This is a genomic window from Mucilaginibacter terrigena, assembly GCF_004168255.1.
GTDB lineage: Bacteria > Bacteroidota > Bacteroidia > Sphingobacteriales > Sphingobacteriaceae > Mucilaginibacter > Mucilaginibacter terrigena.
Genome location: NZ_SEWG01000003.1, coordinates 1 through 19,577, shown reverse-complemented (window position 1 = coordinate 19,577; position 19,577 = coordinate 1). Strand labels below are relative to the sequence as shown.

Here is a 19,577-nt window from a genome sequence, read left to right as displayed (position 1 = left end):
TTATTCTGGTCGGTCATTGTATTACCGTTAGGCTAAGTTAAATTCCATCTTCTTCAAACCATCCATCCCATCTCCTGTTGTTTTTATACATCAACAGCAATACTATGGGCAATTATAGGAAACCCGTTTGGCAAACTTTAGGATTAGGTGCAGTGGCAGGGATGCGTGCAAGCGCGGCGCCGGCAATTGCCAACTATTACAGCAACGGGTATTATTCCAGTCCGTTAAGCATAGTTAGGTTTGCGCAATCGCCCATTACTACTATAGCAACTTCATTACTATCCGCAGCCGAAAGGGAAAGAAAGCGGGTGGCAAATACAACAGATAGTATAGATATGCGGCAATTGGGCCTGCACGTAGCTTCAGGAGCCTTTGCGGGCGCGGCTATCTTCCGTAAGAACAAGCAAAGTATGCTAAGAGGGATGCTTATTGGGGGCGCAGCCGCATTGTTGACCGGCGTTGCAGGCCATTACCTGCGCAAGCATGCCGATAAACTGCCGGATTTGGCGGGGCAGTTTGCAGGCGCGTTTGGAGATGCTTTCGCTTACAGCAGCGGGGTTAACTTGCTTAAATAATTATTGCCCGGTTAACGTGGGCGGTTGCCGTTTATCGGGCGGCAAGGCCTGATATTTTTTAAAGCAGGTATTTAAATAGTTGGGCAGGCTAAAGTCCTTTGCAGATACTATTTTTGGCGTTGGCGTATACAAATTGATAAAGTTATCCAGATCAATACCGGTTAGGGGCAGATATTGAGCTATGACCTTAGGCTGAAACACCGCCGTTATTTTATCCATTACAGCGTATTTCCTTTCAAGTGCCTGCAACCTGGCACGCTTCTTTTCATCCTTTTTCCAATACCAAAGGCGTAAAACAATACCACCCTTGTAATTCATATCTTTATCCCGCGCATATACAACGGGTTGCCCGTGAAATTGTGGGTCAAAATACGTGTTCAGGCTTTTTGTTTCGGTAACAGATATGTTTACCTGGTCAAGTTCGTGTGTTACGGGCTCCAAAAAAATCTCCTTATCGTGCAGGTCGGTTATCAGTAAGGTATCCGGTTGGTAGGCAAAGCCTTTAAAAACAAGCAGGTCGCCATTTTTTGCGGCGATATTAAAATCGCCGTTGTTATTGGTGACGGTAGTTTTTTTGTTGTTTAAATTATCAACCCTAATGCCTGCCAGGCTTATGCGGGTCTTGTTTTCGAACACCCGCCCTTTAAAAACACCCTGGGTATAGGCTGCAGAGTGTATAAAAAGCGCAATAATAAGCAGGTAACGATGCATGGTTTAAAACTATGTAAACCTATTGAGTTTGACGATGCTGATAGCCTTGTTTAACTTAAATTAACATTTAACAGTAACCCATCCATACTCGTAAGCGTAAAAAACAGTCAGATAAAGAAATTTTTTTAACTACTCTTCCTTTTTTTGATTAGATTTAAAGCACAATAAAACGCTTATACCCGATTAACTATTTACACAACTTGAAACCGCAGTTAACCTCCGCTGAAGCTTCATTACCTGCAATTAAGCAAACCTTGCGTGGGTTATACAACAGCTATGGGGGTATGTTATTGGGGTATATACAAGAGGTGATAAAAGACCGGGCTACGGCAGAACAATACCTTGCCGAGCTTTTTACCGACCTGCGGCCTGCCGAACTGAATGAAATACTGGCCCCGGGCACGAACGTTTTTTGCCGCCTGCAGCTACTGGCCCGTAAAAAACTGGCCGCTTATATAAATAGCGTTGGAGATTGCGCGGATAAACACGGGGCTTCCCCCCCGAAAAACATAGGCGGCAATAAATTTATTGACATGATGAGCCACGAGCAGCAACTGGTGTTTTGCGGGGTACATTACCATGGCAAATCTATAACTGCATTGGCAGCCGAGCTAAACCAACCCGAAGCGGCTATAAGGCAATTATTAAAAGAATCGTTTACCATAATCAGGAATAACCGCGATGATACAGGAGTACATTAACAGCGGCATATTAGAAGCCTACATAACAGGTTCGGCCTCTGAGCAAGAGGTACAGGAACTGCTACGCATGAAGGCCATATATCCTGAAGTAAACACTGCTTTGCAGGAACTGGAAACCGATATGGAGCGCATTGCCCAATATATGGCCGTTACCCCGCCTATCCACACCTGGGATAAGATCTCAGACCATATTGATGAACTGATGCTGCGCCAGACAAGTGCGCCTACCCAGTTCATTGAGCGCGAGGACAACAACTACAAAAATTTTAGCAAACCCGATACCGGCCCGCAATATATAGAGCTTGAGGCCGAATCGAACCACATGAAGGTGCACAAAACCTGGAAGTGGGTATTTATTGCGGTGTTTGTATTAAGTAAGATATTTTTGGCCTGCGCCATTTACTTTTATCTGGAAAACCGGCAGGCACAGCAGCAGCTAAATGATCTAAAGACCGAACTGCACCAGTTAAAAAAATAAGTTTCTTAAACTTTTTGGACCCCAAAAAGTTGTTATAAAAGGAGGCATATTATCATGACAACTTCACAAAAGAAACCAGCCGCAGCAAAAAAAACAACCAGATCATCATCTACCGGTAATACAGAGCTTAAAACCGACCTGCCAATGAGCGAGAAAGACGAGGTGAAAAAAGCCGAAGATCGCACAAGTAAAGGCGCGAAAAAGTAAGAGCAACAGTGGGGTATGCCGAAGTATGTATAGCTGAAAGATCTTGTATTTTACCCGTTTACCAAGTCATTCTTTTTTTGCAGGGCGGCGGCAACGCTGTCTATCAGGTTTTGTTCTGAGAAGGGTTTTAATACCACGCCGCTCATGCCTACGCTCATGTATTTATCGCGGTCTTCTTTAAGCACGTTAGCAGTTAGGGCAAGTATTGGTATCTCTGCCTTTTCGGCCACGCCATTGGCACGGATCACCTGCGTAAATTCGATACCACCCATCTCGGGCATTTCAATATCGGTAAGGATAATATCGTAATGGTTATCTTCAAAAAGCTGCAGCGCCTGGCGGCCATCATAAGCTACATCAAAGGTCATTTTCCATTTCTTAAGGATGGTACTCACCAATAGCACATTAAGCTTATTATCCTCGGCAACCAGGATATGGCAGCCTTCAACAAGTTGTTTAGGGTCGGTAGTTATAACAGCATCTTCAGCTGTAACACATGCACCTGCTTCGGCAATGGTTAACGGCAGCTTAAAGCTGAATATCGAGCCCTTGCCCACCTTGCTGGTTACCTTTATACTGCCTCCCTGCAGCTCAATTATTTTTTTACAGATAGCCAAACCTAAACCTGTACCACCATAGTTAGCCGTTTTTTGCGCCGATGCAACCTGCGAGAACTCATCAAAGATCAACGGCAGATGTTCTTTATCTATACCCAGCCCGGTATCTTTTATATGCACGTTAAGCACCTGCTGCCCTGCTTTACCTTCGGTTAAAAACGCGTTAATGGCTACCTCGCCCTGGCTTGTAAACTTAATGGCGTTGCCAACCAGGTTCATCACCACCTGTTTTAACCTGAAGTAATCGCCCATAAAGCATATATCCTCATCAAAATCCAGCTGATAGCTCAGCGCCAGGTTCTTTTTACCAGCCTGGATCTGCATGCTGTCTACTATTTCCTTAATAGCCGTGTATGGATTAAATGGCGCTGTTTCAAAGCTCATTTTCCCGGTTTCATATTTCGAAAAATCGAGTATCTCGTTCACTACATCCAGCAGCATTTTCGACGAACTGCGAATGGCGTTGGTCTGCTCGGCTTGTGCCGCGCTTAAGTTACTTTGGGTTAACTGTTCCGAAAAACCAATAATAGAGTTTAGCGGCGTACGGATCTCGTGGCTCATACTGGCCAAAAACCGGCTTTTAGATTGCGCGTACTTCTCGGCCATTTCGGTATAAACAACCATCTCTTCCTCGTTACGAAAGATCTTCCAGATGTTATACAGGATGATGATAACCACAGTGGTAAGCAGCAAAAACATCACGCCCGATAACCTTTTAAATTCGTACAACACGGTTGAAAGGCTGGTATTAATCTCATCTTTACTACCGGTTATGTATTGCTGCTCGGCAACTTTGTATTTTTTTAGGCTGCCTATGATCTGGCTTATCAAGCGGTTGTTTATTTCCAGCATTTCGCGCTCGTTTGCGCGCAGCTTGCTGTTGGCATCGTATATTTTATTGTAATACTTATTGTATGCTTGCGCAACTTTAGGGCTGGCTGTCATGGTGGTGATAATGGTATCGGTACGCCTTGCCAACAGCACCGGTTCTTTCACCTCCTCTTTTTTCTTTTTACTGAAAGCAGAGAATAAACGGCCAAAGAATTTCTTTTTAGGTTCGGGCGCTTTGGCTATGGCCTTAATGGTATCAACACTTACTTGGGTTTTTATACGCCTTACAACTGGTTGCTGAACGATGTTATTGTTTTGATCCTTAAGCGCGGCGTTGATCTTTTTGGCCGACCGCATCAGGCTATCAGATAAGGTCATCAGCTTAAAATAGCTGTCGGTTTTTAGTTTTTTCTGGCTTACCAAATTGCCCAGTTCGTCATCATCAGCAGTATTGGGTGTATTTTTGTCATTGGCGTTTATGGTGGTGATAATGCCCCTAACATTTTTTATCTGCCTGGAAAACTCTTTTGAATACCACTTGCGGCCCGTTAACGCGAACATACGACTGCTGTTATCGGCGCTATAAAGCTCAACAATACAGCTATCAATCAGCGCCGAGTTTTCTCTGGCTTTAACCATCTGCTGGAAATTGCTACGTAATTTTTCGGCTTTGTTATAATGAAGGTATAAATAAAAGGCGCTGCCAAATAACACTACAATGAGCATTACAATAAGGGCGTATCTTAAAATAGGTATCTTTTTAACACCAGCGATCATAAAGTGGTTTTTGATATAAATTCAGCATCAATTGCCAATAATTGCAACTGTTAAATTTTGTAGGGTGTTTGCAAGTGTAGTGCCACTATTAATAAATATTCCTTAAAAGAATAAGTTTACCCACAAATTAGCGCACACAAACCAACCATCACTTTTTATAATGTACTGTGCTGTTGTAAATTGTATGCAGTTATGAAAAATATGGACTGTTTTAAAAAGCTTACAGTTATTGACTGCGGCGCGGCGCCGTGTAATAACAGCCACCCGGTAAAAGCCGGGCGACTACATTTGATGTATCTACTTCACCCTTTCAAACACCGGGATCCTGTTCAACGCCACCTCTATTTGAATGGATTTGCCACCTTTGTAAGTTTTACCATCATCGCCTTTCCACGTGCCTTTTGGTAACATTACGCTGCGCGACGGGGCCTTTTTCACTATCGGGGCTACCAGGTATTTATCGCCAAGCATAAACTGATCGATGGTTTTTTCGAAACCCTGATGCGGGAAAACATACTCCATACGGCGGGCAATGGGCTCGGCGGTTTGGGCGGCGTGTTTAAATAATTCATCAATGTAAGGTGTGTATTTCATGCGGGTAGCTACCGCGGCTTTTATAGCATCCATATGAGGTTTATCCAGCACACGCCATGGCGCCAACGAAAATTGCATCATCGGCATTAAAGCATGCACCTGTGCCGAGCGGACGATGAGGTCCTGGTCAAGCGCGGGGTTATCAATAAATGAAAGGTAATCGCCGCCGCCAATCATATCCGGACAGGCAAAGGGGTAGCCTATAAGGCCTGCTGCAGTAACATCGGGTATCAGGCGGCCAACATCATGCCAGTCGTGGTGCTTATCGCCCAGGCGCTCGGCTAAGGGCTGCCCGCCGCGTTTCCACATGGCGCGGTACTCATTAAGCGGGTACAGTAATCCAAATTGCCCCCAAAGCTCGCTTTGCTCGTTCGGCGTTACTTTTTTAAAGGATAACAGGTTAGGCGGATAAAACTGCATATCGCCGGCGTCCAGCTTAAAGCCATCAACGCCATACTCGGTAACCATATAGTCCAGTTGCTTTTTGTACCAGGCCACCGCATCAGGGTTGGTAAAATCCACTTGCGCGCTGTAACCGTTCCACCAGTTTACGATTAAAGGCTTTTTGGCCTTATCCCAGGGCATGTTGGCATCGCCCTCGTTATCCATTGCCACCAGTTTCTTAGCCATCAAGTCGCGAAACTCCACCACATCAGGGCTCACGAAGGGGCATACCCATACCATCACCTTAAAACCCATTTTGTGCAATTGGGCAATCATAGCTTTGGCATCCGGGAAGCGGTCCTTACGAAAGCTGAACTTACCATAATAATCGGCCCAGTTATCATCTATCATCAGCACACCCGGCGGGAAGCCATTGTCTATAATGCCCTGCGCGTACTTCAATATATCCACCTGGTTTTGGTTGTACACCAGCTCTATCCAGGTATTGTATTGCGGTTTTTGCCATAGGATCGGGTCGGGAGCCTGGCCTGTGGCAGCAAAGAATTTTTTACATGCTTCGCGATAGGCATCGCCCAGGCTGTTGCCCGCCTTACCAACAATTATCTCGCTGTGGTTATTGCTGATGGTTAGTTCTGTACCATTTATGGTGAATTTAAAAGGGTCGTTACTCCAGATATACCTGCCGGTGCTTGATAGCAACAGGGGCTGGCATTGGTTACCATGGTTATCGTTATTTAACTCGAATGTAGTACCATCCTTAAAGGGCATTGATGTACCCGATGATACAGCAGCGCCGTACCATTGCTCGCCCTTTTCGAGCGTAAGGGTTTTGGGCGATGGCTGTGCAAAGGCATGTAAACTGATAAATAACACCAGCACGGTGTAGTAAACTTTGCTCATAAATGGTTGATATAATTGGTTAAATTTTAGTACCATACACACATTTGATATAATGTTATTACATTAGTTGCACCGGTTTCTCCCGGCAAGCAATACAATTGTAAACCTCTGAATGTAAAAAACAATGCTGGTTATACTGTTCTGTATAGTACTGCTCATACTTTTGGTTAGCTGGGCAAAGGTTAATCCATTTTTAGCTTTTTTGCTGGTTTCTATTGCCGCCGGCCTAATGCTGGGCATCCCCATTAACAAGGTAACTGCATCGGTACAAAAAGGTATTGGCGATATTTTAGGCGGCTTGCTTATTATTATTTGCCTGGGCGCTATGCTGGGCAAACTGGTGGCAGCAAGCGGTGCAGCCCAAAAAATTGCTGAGGTTTTGGTGAACGCTGTTGGCCAAAAATATATTCAATGGGCTTTGGTTGCCGCGGGTTTTATTATCGGTATCCCCTTATTTTACGGGATAGGTTTTGTGCTGATGGTACCACTGATATTTTCGGTAGTATATAAATATAAGCTGCCGGCGGTTTTCATCGGCCTGCCCATGATCGCGTCGTTATCCGTTACGCATGGGTTTTTACCACCGCACCCCTCACCATCGGCATTGGTGGTATTGTTTCATGCCAACATGGCTACCACTTTTGTTTATGGGCTTATGATTGCCATTCCCGCAATTATCCTTGCAGGCCCGGTATTCGCGCAGTTCCTGAAGAAGATCCCATCAGAACCACTGGCTACCTTCCGCGCCGAAGAAATGCCTGCAGATAAACTTCCCAGTGGGTTTATCAGCTTTTTTACCGCGCTGCTGCCGGTATTGCTTTTGATGCTCACCGCGTTTTTCCCGTACCTGGGTGTTAAAGATCCCGGCGTGCTAAAGGCCATGGCCTTTTTAGGCGATCCATCCATTGTAATGCTTATCGCCCTTATTGTAGCTACCTATACACTCGGCATTAAACAAGGCCGCAGTATGAGTACCATAGCCGTTAACTTTACCGATGCGGTTAAAGATATCTCGCTTATCCTGCTCATTATAGCAGGCTCGGGCGCATTTAAAGAGGTGCTTACTACCAGCGGTGTAAGTAACGAGATTGCCGATAGCCTTAAAAGCTTTAACATGCCGCCGCTGGTTTTAGGATGGGTAATAGCAGCCATTATCCGCATAAGTTTGGGCTCGGCAACGGTAGCTGGATTAACCGCCGCGGGTATTGTTGCCAGTTTGGTGGTATCCGAACATGTAAACCCAAACCTGATGGTACTTTCTATCGGGGCAGGCAGCCTGGCGTTTTCGCACGTTAACGACTCCGGATTCTGGCTGTTTAAAGAATATTTTAACCTGAGTATAAAGGATACGTTCCGGTCGTGGTCGGTAATGGAGAGTTTGGTATCTATTATCGGTCTTGGCGGTGTGCTTATCCTCAACTTATTTGTATAACTATATGAAAAGGATCTTATCAGCATTAATAATTGCTTTAAGCTGCAGCTTTAGCTTGTTCGCGCAGCAACCGGAAGGCACGTTTTTCACCTCGTTTGATGGTACCAAAATTTATTACGAGGTAAAAGGCGAAGGTTACCCGGTGATACTGGTGCATGGGTTTACCGGCACAAGCCAGGGCTGGAAACACGGATCGTTATACCCTGCCCTGCTCAAGGCCGGCTATAAAGTGGTGATACTTGACCAAAGGGGCAACGGACAATCTGACAAACCCCATACCGACGCCGGATATAACAACGATGCCGAAGCAAAAGACGTTATGGGATTAGCAACCAGCCTGGGTTTAAAAAAATATGCTGTGGTGGGCTACTCGCGCGGTTCTATCATTACCTCGCGCTTAGTGGTGCTTGATAAGCGCGTCAACAAAGCCGTAATGGGCGGCATGGGTGCCGATTATACCAACCCCGAATGGCCGCGGCGCATCCACGCCTACAAAGCGCTGATGGGCGACACCACCATACACGATGTGGACGATATGATGGTTTGGATCCGTAAAAATAATTTTGATAACCTGGCGCTGGCCTATCAGCAAAAACACCAGCCAAGTACCAGCAAACATGAACTTGCCAAAGTTAAGATACCGGTGCTGCTTATTGATGGCACGGAAGATACTACCAACGGCGACGTATCCATACTGCAAAAGATGATACCGGGTTCAAAAATGGTTAGTGTGCCCGGCAACCATAATAGTGCAGGCAATACTATACAATTCTCGTCGGCTATACTCGATTTTCTGAAATAAACCTTTGGATTTTCTGCTATAAATATAACTGCATCATCTTCGGCTTGTTATTTGTATCATGTGTTTTGAATACAAAAGCAGATACAAATGAAAAAGTTAATTATATACGGAGGACTGTTGCTTTCCTTAACCAGCACGGTAAATTTTAGCGCACAGGCGCAAGAAAAAAAAGGCATAAGTAAACAAGGTAAAGGTGCTATCATCGGCGGTGCCGGTGGAGCTGTTGCCGGTGCTTTGATAGGTAAAAGCGTAGGTGGCGCCGTTATTGGCGGCGCAATAGGCGCCGGCGGTGGTTACATTATTGGTAACGAAGCCCGTAAACGCGAACAAAAACGAAAACACGCCGCCTGGCTGGAACGCCGCCGTGCATGGAAACGCGCGCACCCCGGTAAGGCATATCCTTATTAATAATATTAAACCCGCGTTAACCGCGGGTTTTTTGTTGGATATAATATCTATTTCTGCACCGGTAATCCTTAAGGCTGTATCCCTATATTTATAACAACATTGATACATCTTTTAGGTAAGGGCGATAATAATATTTCATATTAATATAATTTATTATATTACATTTGACTCAATAGCCGATCATGTCATTGTATTTTCCCTTAAAGCCCATCCAATACGGTATCCATGCCACATTTATTTTACACCGCCCGGATACCTTTTTCAGATATTTTTAGTTTATTTATTATCATTTATGGTAAAGCGTATTTTAGTATTGGATGACAACCAGGACATCCTCGATATTGTCCACGAAACCCTCACTTACGAAAACTTCGAGGTGAAGAGCACCGGCGAGAGCGTGAATGTAATGCCACTGGTGGAAGCCTTTGAGCCTGATCTGGTTATACTTGATTACCGCGTGGCCGGTACCAACGGCGGAGAGCTTTGCCGTAACATAAAAGCGCACCCCAAATTCAGTAATGTACCGGTAATTATATTTTCGGCATATATTAACCGCGAGGCCGACCTTTACGCCTACGGCTGCGATGCCATCATCAACAAACCTTTCGATCTGACAGAACTGGTTGAGAAGGTGAATAATTTGATATCGTAGATTTTTAGAGCAAAAATAAGGACTAAAAGATAACAGACTTTATAAAATGAAAAGCCAACGCAATGTGTTGGCTTTTTCTTTTATCCACGCTGTCATTTCGAACAATAGAGAGAAATCTTGTTCGTTTGACAGGTGGCTGACTTTGCATCTCGAACAAGATTTCTCCTCGTTCCTCGTTCGAAATGACAGTTGAGTAACCTAACAAAAAAGGCCCCGAAAATTCGGGGCCTCTTCATTTATATATCGGGGTAATTATTTTACCTCTTCAAAGTCAACATCTGTTACGTTGTCGGCACCACCTTCAGGTTGGCCACCACCAGCGGGCTGACCTGCGTCGGCTCCCGGTTGCTGACCTGCCTCGGCAGATGCTTTGTACATATCTTCAGATGCGGCAGTCCATGCAGCGTTCAACTCTTCCTGTGCAGGCTCAATAACTGCAAGGTCTTTGGCTGCATAAGCTGTTTTCAATTTCTCTAATCCGGCTTCGATAGCGCCTTTTTTATCGGCAGGGATCTTATCACCGTATTCTTTCAATTGTTTTTCGGTACTAAAGATCAGGGCATCAGCAGAGTTCAGTTTTTCAACTTCTTCTTTTGCTTTTTGATCCGCTTCGGCGTTAGCTTCAGCTTCGTCCTTCATCTTTTTGATCTCGGCATCGGTTAAACCAGACGACGCTTCGATACGGATCTTCTGCTCTTTACCTGTTGCCTTATCTTTTGCAGATACATGTAATATACCGTTAGCATCAATATCGAATGTTACTTCAACCTGAGGTACACCACGAGGTGCAGGAGGTATACCATCCAGGTGGAAACGGCCTATGGTACGGTTACCCGCTGCCATTGGGCGCTCGCCCTGTAATATGTGGATCTCAACAGATGGCTGGCTATCAGATGCTGTAGAGAATGTTTCTGATTTTTTGGTAGGGATAGTAGTGTTCGACTCGATCAGTTTTGTCATTACACCACCCATGGTTTCGATACCTAATGATAACGGGGTAACATCCAGCAACAATACATCTTTAACTTCGCCGGTTAATACACCACCCTGAATAGCTGCGCCAATGGCAACAACTTCATCGGGGTTTACACCTTTTGAAGGCGCTTTACCAAAGAATTTTTGCACCGCTTCCTGTATAGCAGGGATACGGGTTGAACCACCAACTAAGATGATCTCGTCGATATCCGAAGTGCTGTAACCTGCATTTTTCAACGCAGTTTTACAAGGCTCGATGGTACGTTTGATCAGGCTATCGGCCAATTGCTCAAATTTTGCACGGGTTAAAGTTTTAACCAGGTGTTTAGGGCCTTCGGCACCGGCAGTAATGTATGGTAAGTTGATCTCTGTTTGAGTAGAGCTTGATAATTCGATCTTAGCTTTCTCTGCAGATTCTTTTAAACGTTGTAAAGCCATTGGGTCCTTACGCAGGTCAACACCTTCGTCGCTTTTAAACTCATCAGCCATCCAGTCGATGATCACCTGGTCAAAGTCGTCACCACCTAAGTGTGTATCACCATCGGTAGATTTTACTTCGAACACGCCGTCGCCTAACTCCAGTACCGATACGTCATGCGTACCACCACCGCAGTCAAACACCGCAATTTTCATGTCCTTGTGTGCTTTGTCCAAACCGTAGGCAAGGGCAGCAGCAGTAGGTTCGTTAATGATACGGCGAACTTTTAAACCCGCAATTTCACCGGCTTCTTTAGTAGCCTGGCGCTGTGCATCGTTAAAATAAGCCGGTACAGTAATAACCGCTTCGGTAACTTCAGTTCCCAAAAAGTCTTCAGCAGTTTTCTTCATTTTCTGAAGGATCATCGCCGAGATCTCTTGCGGGGTATATTTACGGTCGCCAATTTCAACACGCGGGGTGTTGTTGTCGCCTTTAACAACTTTATAAGGTACACGGCCAACTTCGGTAGTTACCTCGTTGAAATTGTTACCCATAAAGCGTTTGATAGAATAAATAGTTTTTGTTGGGTTTGTAATGGCCTGGCGTTTTGCCGGGTCGCCCACTTTACGCTCACCGTCGTTAACAAAAGCCACAACAGAAGGCGTAGTACGTTTTCCCTCGCTGTTAGCAATAACTACAGGTTCGTTACCTTCCATTACTGATACGCAGGAGTTTGTTGTTCCTAAGTCAATTCCAATTATTTTAGACATATTATGATTTGTTTTTTCTTGATTATTTAATGCTTCCACACCTATTTATCAATGCGTGTGCCAATATGCATTTGGCAGAAAAATTAAAGATCGCGTGTCAGTTAAGCCACAAACCGTCAGCCGCAGTTACTTTGCGGTGACAGGTTGGCAGGATTTTGGGGATGTGAAGAAGCTACTGTCTGCTCTTTTCAAGGACGAATGTTTCAAATTATTACTACTGTACTAATTTGCATATCTTTACCCCAACAAAACAATACCGCCGCTGCTACTTAACACATCAAACAGGCAAACTACATCGCCTGGAATTGCATAACAAACAGTCATCTACCCCGACTGTCCCCTCATTCACTTTTAAGTGACCTGAAATTTTATTGTTATACAAATTCAAAATCAAAAAATGTTTTTTATCGAATCTGAAAGGTTACGGCTGATCCCGTTAACACATGCGCAGCTTTTACTTTGGAAAGTAAGCCGCCACAAAATGGAGCTATCGATGGGTTTAAGCCCTTCCAATATGCTTATCGACCCCATATGGGAAGCCGAAGTGGACGATGCCCTGGAGAATTGGTTTATCCCCAAAACGCTGCTTTATCCCGATAAATTTATGTGGTACAGCAACTGGGAGGCGGTGCTGAAAAGCACCAACACCAGCATTGGTGGCATTGGCATAGGCTACCCCGATGAGAACGGCGAAGCCATTACCGGCTACTCGTTCGACCAAAACCACCAGAACAAGGGTTACGGTACCGAGGCCCTAAAACGTATCTGCGAATGGGGTTTTACCAACGCGGATGTTAAAACCATTTGTGCGGACACCGGCGTGGATAACTTTCCATCGCAAAGGATCCTGACCAAGGCCGGGTTTACCCAAACCAGCATAAATGAAGAAGGGCGGTTTATTTTTAAGCTGCCGCGAAAGTAACAAAATGTCATTTCGAGCGAGCATGAGGTGGGCGGTGCCCAGGGGCGACGAGAAATCTTATACAAGCGACATGTGAACACCATACATCATTGGATGCACGGTGTTCAAGATTTCTCCTCGTTCGGAATGACATTTTTGATTGTAGCGATTACTCCGCCGGTTCTATCCAGTTGCCGTCGCCTTTGATGATGCCGATAAGTTCGTCAAGCGCATTAGCCGAGCTGATATTTTTCTTCACCGCTTGCTTGCCGCGGTATAAGGTTACCTTATCTGTGCCTGAGCCTACATAGCCATAATCGGCATCGGCCATTTCGCCGGGGCCGTTTACGATGCAGCCCATAATGCCAATTTTTAACCCTTTAAGGTGACTTGTGCGGCTGCGGATCATCTGCGTGGTTACCATCAGGTCGAACAGGGTACGCCCGCAGCTTGGGCAGGAGATATATTCTGTTTTGGAAATGCGCGAGCGGGTTGCCTGCAGTATTCCAAAAGCGGTAGAAGTAATAACGCTGGTTGGCACCTGCGGCGCACCTATCCAGATGCCATCGCCAAAACCATCAACTAATAATGCGCCAAGGTCGGTACCGGCAAAAAGTTGTAAGTCTTGAGTCTGAAGTTCTAAGTCATCTTTTTGACTTTCGACTTTTGACTTTTGACTTTTAAAAACATAGCTCCTCTTCACAATCACCGGCACATCCAGTTCCATTTCCTGTAGCTTCAGGAAAAAGGCGCGCTGGTCGGCCATGCCGTGTAGTTCATTGGTTTCCAGTACAAAAACCAGCGATTTATCAAGCGGGATCAGCCCAAACGCTTCGGTATCCAGATCGACGTTTTTAATGCGAACGAGGTTCAATGCTGATGAACGGTTCGCATCAGCGCTTATGTATTCATCAAGCGTAAACAGCGGGTGGCACAACGTTTTATTGGCCAGCTTAATCCACGTGGTATAATTGTATAACTGTTTTAGATTGCCGGGCAACGTAAACGATGGCAGGCTATCGCCCAGGTACACAAAATCCACCGATTGCTCGGCCATGTTGTATTTATCCAGCAATGCCGAATATAGGTAACCTGCATCATTCATCACCGCAGGGTCTTTTAAATTGGCCCGCGACAGGTCAAGCACTACCCTTGGCACCATATGCCCGCCTATAAAAGCGTTGGCTTCATACGTTTCGCGTTTTTTGTATTCGTAGGGGGAGTGGTGCGAGGATTGAGGATCGGGATGCGGGGTCATTATTCTTTCTTCACTCTTCGCTCCGGCAACTTCGCTCCTCAAAGTATATCTTTTCACCAGTGCTATCGCAACCGGCGCTTCGGCTTCGGGTTCTTCGGTAAGGGATACGCGAACAGTATCGCCCAGGCCATCTTCAAGTAAAGTACCTATACCTACGGCCGATTTAATACGGCCGTCCTCGCCGTCGCCGGCTTCGGTTACGCCCAGGTGCAGCGGGTAGTTCATACCCTCGGCAACCATGGTTTGTACCAGCAGGCGGTAAGCTTGTACCATCACCTGCGGGTTACTGCTTTTCATACTCACCACCAAACTGTAATAGCCCAATGTTTCGCACATGCGGATAAACTCCATCGCGCTCTCTACCATGCCCTGCGGCGTATCGCCATAGCGGCTCATGATACGATCACTGAGCGATCCATGGTTGGTGCCAATGCGCATGGCAGTGCCATATTCCTTGCAAATTTTTACCAGCGGTGTAAATTTCTGGAAGATGCGTTCCAACTCGCCGCGGTATTCCAGGTCGGTATATTCTATGGTGTCAAATTTCTTTTTATCGGCGTAATTGCCGGGGTTTACACGTACTTTTTCAACAATACGGGCGGCAACCTCGGCAGCGTTTGGGGTAAAGTGGATATCGGCCACCAGCGGCACATTGTAGCCGCGCAGGCGAAGCTGCTTTTTTATTTCTGCAAGATTGTTTGCTTCTTTGATGCTGGGCGCTGTAATACGCACATACTCGCAGCCGGCATCAACCATGCGAATGGTTTGCTCAACCGTACCTATGGTATCCATGGTATCGGTGGTGGTCATGCTTTGGATGCGGATAGGATTGCTACCGCCCATTGGCACATCGCCGATGGCAACCTCGCGGGTTACAAAACGGGAGTATTCGGTTAGCGAGTTACAGTAACGGCCTTGCAGCATCTTAACAGCATCAGCATTCATGCAGGGATGGAATTAATAAGCTGCAAAAATACGAAAGAAGTTTGAAGTTGGAATTTGTTTGTTGGAAGGTTGATTTCAAATTATAACTCGATATCTAATAAACGAGAACCGTGTACAACACGAATAATATTTATTTGGGTTTCGCTAACAAGCTGATAAATAATACGGTATTTATTTAAAAGCAATTCACGAATAATGGGGTTATTTAGCTCCGGTACAGGTTTGCCGGCTTTAGGATAATTATATAGTACATCAATTTTATCAAAAATACGACTTATAAATCTTCTGGCAATTAAGGTAGAATCCTGCGCAATGTAAGTTTCTATATCTTCAAGATCTGATAAAGCAGATTCAGTTACAATAATGTTTACTGGTTCCACTTAGTCAGGAATTTTTCCTTAACATCATCATAATTATGCACGCGCCCTTCTTTAACATCTTTTAAACCCTTTTCTACTTCCTCAATAAAAAGAAGTTTTTGAATTAGCTTTTCTGCGTCAAACTCATTTTCAAATGAGCCAAGGGCTTCTATCACTGTATCTTTCTTCATAATATCTTTAGCATCTCTAAGGTACAAAATGTTTTATAAATAATTAAACCGAAACTTATTGTGTCATACAGACAAGAATAAAGCTATAATTCCTTATCTTGTGTACTACTAACACGTCTACATGAAAAGAATTATCTGCCCCCTGCTTATACTAAGTATATTCCTATCGTGCAAAAGTAAAACCGGCGATACCGACCAGGATACCACCGCCGCCGGCCGGCTCGACCAATCGCAGGCCCTGCTTCACCAGTTTAAGCCTTTAATAAACGGCGTTTGGGTAAAAAAGGATTATGTTAAAAAAGTAAAGAAAACCAAATCGCCGCTGGAAGCTGTGGAGCATGGTATGGGCGTTACCGTAATGTATATTGATACCGCGCAGCTTAAAGGCGATAGTATTATGGTACCAACCGTTATAAATAACCACGAGGGTACCGATATGGCATTAAGGTTTCAGCCTGGGAAAAACACCACCACTATCGAGCTTGGCGATGATGAACTGAGCTACAAGGTAAAAAATGGCGATACTACATTGATCATCTATAGTTATAACCCAAAAACTAAGGAAACGGCTACCGCGCAATATATTAAGGCTATGCAAACCAAACCTGCGGGCGGCCTGGCCGAGGGCATGAACTATATGATCAACCAGGCTATCCTGTCGGGGAATTACGAGGGTACCGATGGAGCCGGTAAAAAGGTGATAGCTAAGTTTTATGATAACGGTAAGGTATCGGGTTTGCCGGGTTTAACCACCTATTATGTACAGAACGACCATATTGCCGACCCGGAGCACAGCCACGACGAGATCATATTTAACCTTAACACCAAAGATCAAAAAAGCTACTCGTTCATCATCAATAAAAAAACGCTGAGCCTGTACGATAATGCCGAGCAGATAAGATCCAACAAGCCATCGTACAGCCTGAAAAAGAAAAGGGATTAGCCTACTTATCCAGATATTTATAAATAGCGATCAGGTCTTCGTCGCCAAATTGGGTACTGGCTTGTTCAAATGTTTTTAAAGCCGTTTGGCCCAATGGCGTGTTGAGGCCAATATCCTGCGATAGTTGCAGGTCCTTCACAATATTTTTGAGACTGAAAGCAGCTTTGAAATTATTGTTGACGATAGCATCTCCCTTTAATTTGATGTATGGGTTACCGATAGCTGTATTGCTTAAAAGGTTCAGCAAAGTTTCGGGTTCTATTCCATTATTTTTGGCCAGGATAAGGGCCTCGGCCAGGCCTTGCGTGTAAAAGCTAAGCAGCGTATTGATAGCCAATTTGGCCGCGTTGCCCGAGCCGGTTGCCCCAACGTTTTCAGCCAGTTTGCCTATCGTTTCCAATAACGGTTTTACATTTTCAAATACTTCGGCATCGCCACCGGCCATGATAACTAACTGGGCGGTTTCGGCTTGTTTAACACTGCCCGATACCGGTGCATCCAACAGATGATTACCCTGCTGCGTACACAGTTCAGCCATTTCTTTGTTGATTGCCGGTGATACGGTGCTCATGTTGATGATAGTTTTCCCGCTAACATCAGCCCTCAACAAACCATCTTCACCGGTAAATATTTCGCGGATGGCTTTATCGTCGGTAACCATAATGATCACCACGTCAGTTTGCTGTATGAGTTGTTTTGGGGTTGATGCCGTGGCAGCGCCCTGTTGCTTTAGTTCCGCTTCTTTATCTTTATGGCGATTGTAAACCATTAGCGGATACCCCGCTTTTAACAATTGCTGCGACATGGGGTTGCCCATTAAACCAAGGCCTATCCAGCCGATTTTTGTTGTGTTTGTCATGATGGATTAACAGTGTTTTTGGTGACAACGTTTTCGTCGAAGTATTTTTTTACCAGCAGATTAATAAAACGCTTTAAATAGGTCTCGTTCAAAAACACGTTCGACCAATTATCAAATCTTTCACACTGCACTCCGAGATAAAAAAAGTACATGCAAACACCCAACGCAGGCAATAAGCGCTTTTCTTCATCGCTGATGTGAGTGACGGATTCGTATCCGGCTAAAAAGTTTTTTAGTTTTTCATCGCGCCCGGCCTCAATTTTTTCGGTGCTGTGCAATTGCAAAATGTAATAAGCAATATCGTAACACAGCCAGCCGTTGCCGCAAAAATCAAAATCGAATAGGGTAACCCTACCATCTTTGGTAATGTTAAAGTTGTCGAACCAGATATCCATGTGCGTTACGCCTTCTCTTAGTTTACTGGTGTCGGCTTTGCTTATTTCGTTCAAAAGATATTTTTGTGTCGATGCCATCCACTGCATTTCTTCACTATCGGCAGGTAAAAATCCTTTTATCTTATCAAGCGAATCCTGAAGTACAACCTTTGGCGTATAGGCCACTCTTTTCAATTGCAGGTTCTGCGTTACCTGGTGGATGCGCGCCATGGTTTCGCCTGCTTTAAAATGCACAGCGGCATCAAAATTCAGCAGCTTTTCGCCTTCGGCAAAAGAGAACAGCACACCAAAGCGCATGCCCTCGGGAGCATTCAGTTCCTGGATGTAATTGCCTGACTTATCTTTTATAGGGTATGAAACCGAAGTGCCTGCTTCTCGCAGCAAATTCAACAATCTTATTTCTTCAGAGATCTCTAAATGCGTGCGCCAGGCAAGGCTGTAGATCCTGAAGACAGCTTTCCGTTCAATATCCGTAACCAGGTAGCTGTGATTGATGCCGGTTTTAAGCAGCTTGCAAGTGGCTTTCCCGCTAAAGCCATATTTATCCTGCAAAAATAAACCGACGTGAGTGGCCGAAAGAATTGAACTGCTAACAGGGAAATTTTGCATGATAAAAGTTTTGGGGCTGCAAAGAAACAAAAAACGCCACTGCTTTTGCAATGGCGTTTGGTATTATTTAATAGTGGCCTTTTAAGGAAAGCACATAGACCACTTCGTCTTTTACTTCATATACTAATCGATGTTCTTTATTGATCCGTCTCGACCAAGCACCCGAAAGATCATGTTTTAATTGCTCTGGTTGTCCAATACCTTTATAAGGATTATTAACAATAGATTGAAGCAATTCCTTTATTTTCTTAATAACTTGCTTGTTACCGCTTCTATTGAAAAAATCGATATCTGCATCAGCTTGTTTGGTGAAACTTACAATCACAAATCGTCTATATTAACAATTCTTGTTTCACCTTTTTTAACCTGTTCCCTGCTATTCTGAATTTTAGCTACAAAGTCCGGATCATATCCTTTTTCTTCAAAAGATATCTTAAGAGCCTTCATAAACGCCTTTATAGCATTTAACTGCTCTTTATTTTCAGGATGTACAATTAATGTTTCCATATTCAAATTTAAGCATTTTTGGACATTGAGTTTAATCTTAAAACAGAAAAGTTGCAGGCTGTTTTCAACTGCAACTTTTCTGCTAAATAATTTTTTTTCCCTTACACCGCGTCCGAAAGTGAGCTAAATGTAAAGTCCCTTATTTTCATTGGCGGGATCATGTAGCTTCGGTAGCTTTCTACGCTGATGCTGCGCTCGGTTTTGCCAAGGGCTTCCAAGTTGTTAAGCATAATTACCGGGCTCTCGTTAAACCTGAAGTTTTTTACCGGGAACATGATCTTGCCGTTCTCGATATAAAACGTACCATCGCGGGTAAGGCCGGTTAGCAGCAGCGTTTGCGGATCAACCATGCGGATG

At 44.6% G+C, this 19,577-nt stretch carries 22 protein-coding genes; 10 read left to right on the top strand and 12 right to left on the bottom strand.

Annotation, left to right across the window (positions count from 1 at the left end; translation table 11 throughout):
- Positions 1-104: 104 nt before the first annotated feature.
- On the top strand, positions 105-575 hold the full coding sequence (locus tag EWM62_RS07285; RefSeq protein ID WP_129876013.1) for a hypothetical protein: 471 nt from the start codon (positions 105-107) through the stop codon (positions 573-575).
- Here the strand turns inward: EWM62_RS07285 and EWM62_RS07280 are convergent, their stop codons facing one another.
- Positions 576-1,286, bottom strand: coding sequence for a hypothetical protein (locus tag EWM62_RS07280; RefSeq protein ID WP_129876012.1), 711 nt, complete (start codon positions 1,284-1,286; stop codon positions 576-578).
- A gap of 200 nt (positions 1,287-1,486) precedes the next feature.
- On the opposite strand from EWM62_RS07280, the gene EWM62_RS07275 reads away from it, so the two are divergent.
- From EWM62_RS07275 to EWM62_RS19275, 3 genes are read left to right on the top strand one after another with little or no spacing between them, the layout of a single operon-like run.
- Positions 1,487-1,987, top strand: coding sequence for an RNA polymerase sigma factor (locus EWM62_RS07275; RefSeq protein WP_129876011.1), 501 nt, complete (start codon positions 1,487-1,489; stop codon positions 1,985-1,987).
- On the top strand, positions 1,968-2,465 hold the full coding sequence (locus EWM62_RS07270; RefSeq protein WP_129876010.1) for a hypothetical protein: 498 nt from the start codon (positions 1,968-1,970) through the stop codon (positions 2,463-2,465). Before EWM62_RS07275 ends, EWM62_RS07270 begins: the two co-directional genes overlap by 20 nt.
- A gap of 54 nt (positions 2,466-2,519) precedes the next feature.
- Entirely contained in the window at positions 2,520-2,672 is a 153-nt protein-coding gene (locus EWM62_RS19275; protein WP_162499802.1) for a hypothetical protein, read from the top strand.
- A 50-nt stretch (positions 2,673-2,722) separates the two neighbouring features.
- Here the strand turns inward: EWM62_RS19275 and EWM62_RS07265 are convergent, their stop codons facing one another.
- Complete coding sequence (locus EWM62_RS07265; RefSeq protein ID WP_129876009.1) at positions 2,723-4,897, bottom strand: ATP-binding protein; 2,175 nt, start codon at positions 4,895-4,897, stop codon at positions 2,723-2,725.
- 297 nt (positions 4,898-5,194) lie between these two features.
- Positions 5,195-6,796: a glycoside hydrolase family 31 protein gene (locus EWM62_RS07260; RefSeq protein ID WP_129876008.1), complete on the bottom strand. Its 1,602-nt coding sequence runs from the start codon at positions 6,794-6,796 to the stop codon at positions 5,195-5,197.
- Positions 6,797-6,920: 124 nt separating this feature from the next.
- On the opposite strand from EWM62_RS07260, the gene EWM62_RS07255 reads away from it, so the two are divergent.
- The 4 genes from EWM62_RS07255 to EWM62_RS07240 all read left to right on the top strand — a co-directional run bounded on the left by EWM62_RS07255 (position 6,921) and on the right by EWM62_RS07240 (position 10,090).
- A complete protein-coding gene (locus EWM62_RS07255; protein ID WP_129876007.1) occupies positions 6,921-8,228 on the top strand; it encodes a gluconate:H+ symporter in 1,308 nt (435 codons plus the stop codon).
- A gap of 4 nt (positions 8,229-8,232) precedes the next feature.
- Positions 8,233-9,030: an alpha/beta fold hydrolase gene (locus EWM62_RS07250; RefSeq protein WP_129876006.1), complete on the top strand. Its 798-nt coding sequence runs from the start codon at positions 8,233-8,235 to the stop codon at positions 9,028-9,030.
- Between the two features lie 87 nt (positions 9,031-9,117).
- The gene (locus EWM62_RS07245) at positions 9,118-9,438 is read left to right on the top strand and encodes a glycine zipper domain-containing protein (protein ID WP_129876005.1); all 321 of its coding nucleotides are present in this window, start codon (positions 9,118-9,120) and stop codon (positions 9,436-9,438) included.
- A gap of 292 nt (positions 9,439-9,730) precedes the next feature.
- Positions 9,731-10,090: a response regulator gene (locus tag EWM62_RS07240; protein ID WP_129876004.1), complete on the top strand. Its 360-nt coding sequence runs from the start codon at positions 9,731-9,733 to the stop codon at positions 10,088-10,090.
- A 252-nt stretch (positions 10,091-10,342) separates the two neighbouring features.
- Here EWM62_RS07240 and dnaK read toward each other — a convergent pair whose 3' ends face one another.
- Positions 10,343-12,253, bottom strand: a complete 1,911-nt coding sequence (gene dnaK, locus EWM62_RS07235) for a molecular chaperone DnaK (protein ID WP_129876003.1) — start codon at positions 12,251-12,253, stop codon at positions 10,343-10,345.
- A 397-nt stretch (positions 12,254-12,650) separates the two neighbouring features.
- Here dnaK and EWM62_RS07230 point away from each other — a divergent pair, with 397 nt between their 5' ends.
- Positions 12,651-13,175: a GNAT family N-acetyltransferase gene (locus tag EWM62_RS07230; protein ID WP_129876002.1), complete on the top strand. Its 525-nt coding sequence runs from the start codon at positions 12,651-12,653 to the stop codon at positions 13,173-13,175.
- A gap of 148 nt (positions 13,176-13,323) precedes the next feature.
- Here EWM62_RS07230 and ispG read toward each other — a convergent pair whose 3' ends face one another.
- The 3 genes from ispG to EWM62_RS07215 form a co-directional block, all read right to left on the bottom strand.
- Positions 13,324-15,357, bottom strand: a complete 2,034-nt coding sequence (gene ispG / locus EWM62_RS07225; RefSeq protein WP_129876001.1) for a (E)-4-hydroxy-3-methylbut-2-enyl-diphosphate synthase — start codon at positions 15,355-15,357, stop codon at positions 13,324-13,326.
- A gap of 80 nt (positions 15,358-15,437) precedes the next feature.
- Positions 15,438-15,737 (bottom strand): type II toxin-antitoxin system RelE/ParE family toxin, encoded by a 300-nt coding sequence (locus tag EWM62_RS07220; protein WP_129876000.1) that lies wholly within the window; start codon positions 15,735-15,737, stop codon positions 15,438-15,440.
- Positions 15,725-15,907 (bottom strand): hypothetical protein, encoded by a 183-nt coding sequence (locus EWM62_RS07215; RefSeq protein ID WP_129875999.1) that lies wholly within the window; start codon positions 15,905-15,907, stop codon positions 15,725-15,727. Before EWM62_RS07215 ends, EWM62_RS07220 begins: the two co-directional genes overlap by 13 nt.
- 121 nt (positions 15,908-16,028) lie before the next feature.
- Between EWM62_RS07215 and EWM62_RS07210 the strand changes: the two genes are divergently transcribed.
- Positions 16,029-16,850, top strand: a complete 822-nt coding sequence (locus EWM62_RS07210) for a hypothetical protein (protein ID WP_129875998.1) — start codon at positions 16,029-16,031, stop codon at positions 16,848-16,850.
- 1 nt (position 16,851) lies between these two features.
- Here EWM62_RS07210 and EWM62_RS07205 read toward each other — a convergent pair whose 3' ends face one another.
- The 5 genes from EWM62_RS07205 to EWM62_RS07185 form a co-directional block, all read right to left on the bottom strand.
- On the bottom strand, positions 16,852-17,709 hold the full coding sequence (locus tag EWM62_RS07205) for an NAD(P)-dependent oxidoreductase (protein ID WP_129875997.1): 858 nt from the start codon (positions 17,707-17,709) through the stop codon (positions 16,852-16,854).
- Positions 17,706-18,713: a phosphotransferase enzyme family protein gene (locus EWM62_RS07200; protein WP_129875996.1), complete on the bottom strand. Its 1,008-nt coding sequence runs from the start codon at positions 18,711-18,713 to the stop codon at positions 17,706-17,708. The genes EWM62_RS07205 and EWM62_RS07200 overlap by 4 nt, the downstream gene beginning before the upstream one ends.
- 67 nt (positions 18,714-18,780) lie before the next feature.
- A complete protein-coding gene (locus tag EWM62_RS07195; RefSeq protein WP_129875995.1) occupies positions 18,781-19,038 on the bottom strand; it encodes a Txe/YoeB family addiction module toxin in 258 nt (85 codons plus the stop codon).
- Positions 19,035-19,220, bottom strand: a complete 186-nt coding sequence (locus EWM62_RS07190; RefSeq protein WP_129875994.1) for a DUF2683 family protein — start codon at positions 19,218-19,220, stop codon at positions 19,035-19,037. The genes EWM62_RS07195 and EWM62_RS07190 overlap by 4 nt, the downstream gene beginning before the upstream one ends.
- Before the next feature lie 101 nt (positions 19,221-19,321).
- Positions 19,322-19,577: metallopeptidase TldD-related protein (locus tag EWM62_RS07185; protein ID WP_238989300.1), on the bottom strand; the 256-nt coding region annotated here is incomplete at its 5' end.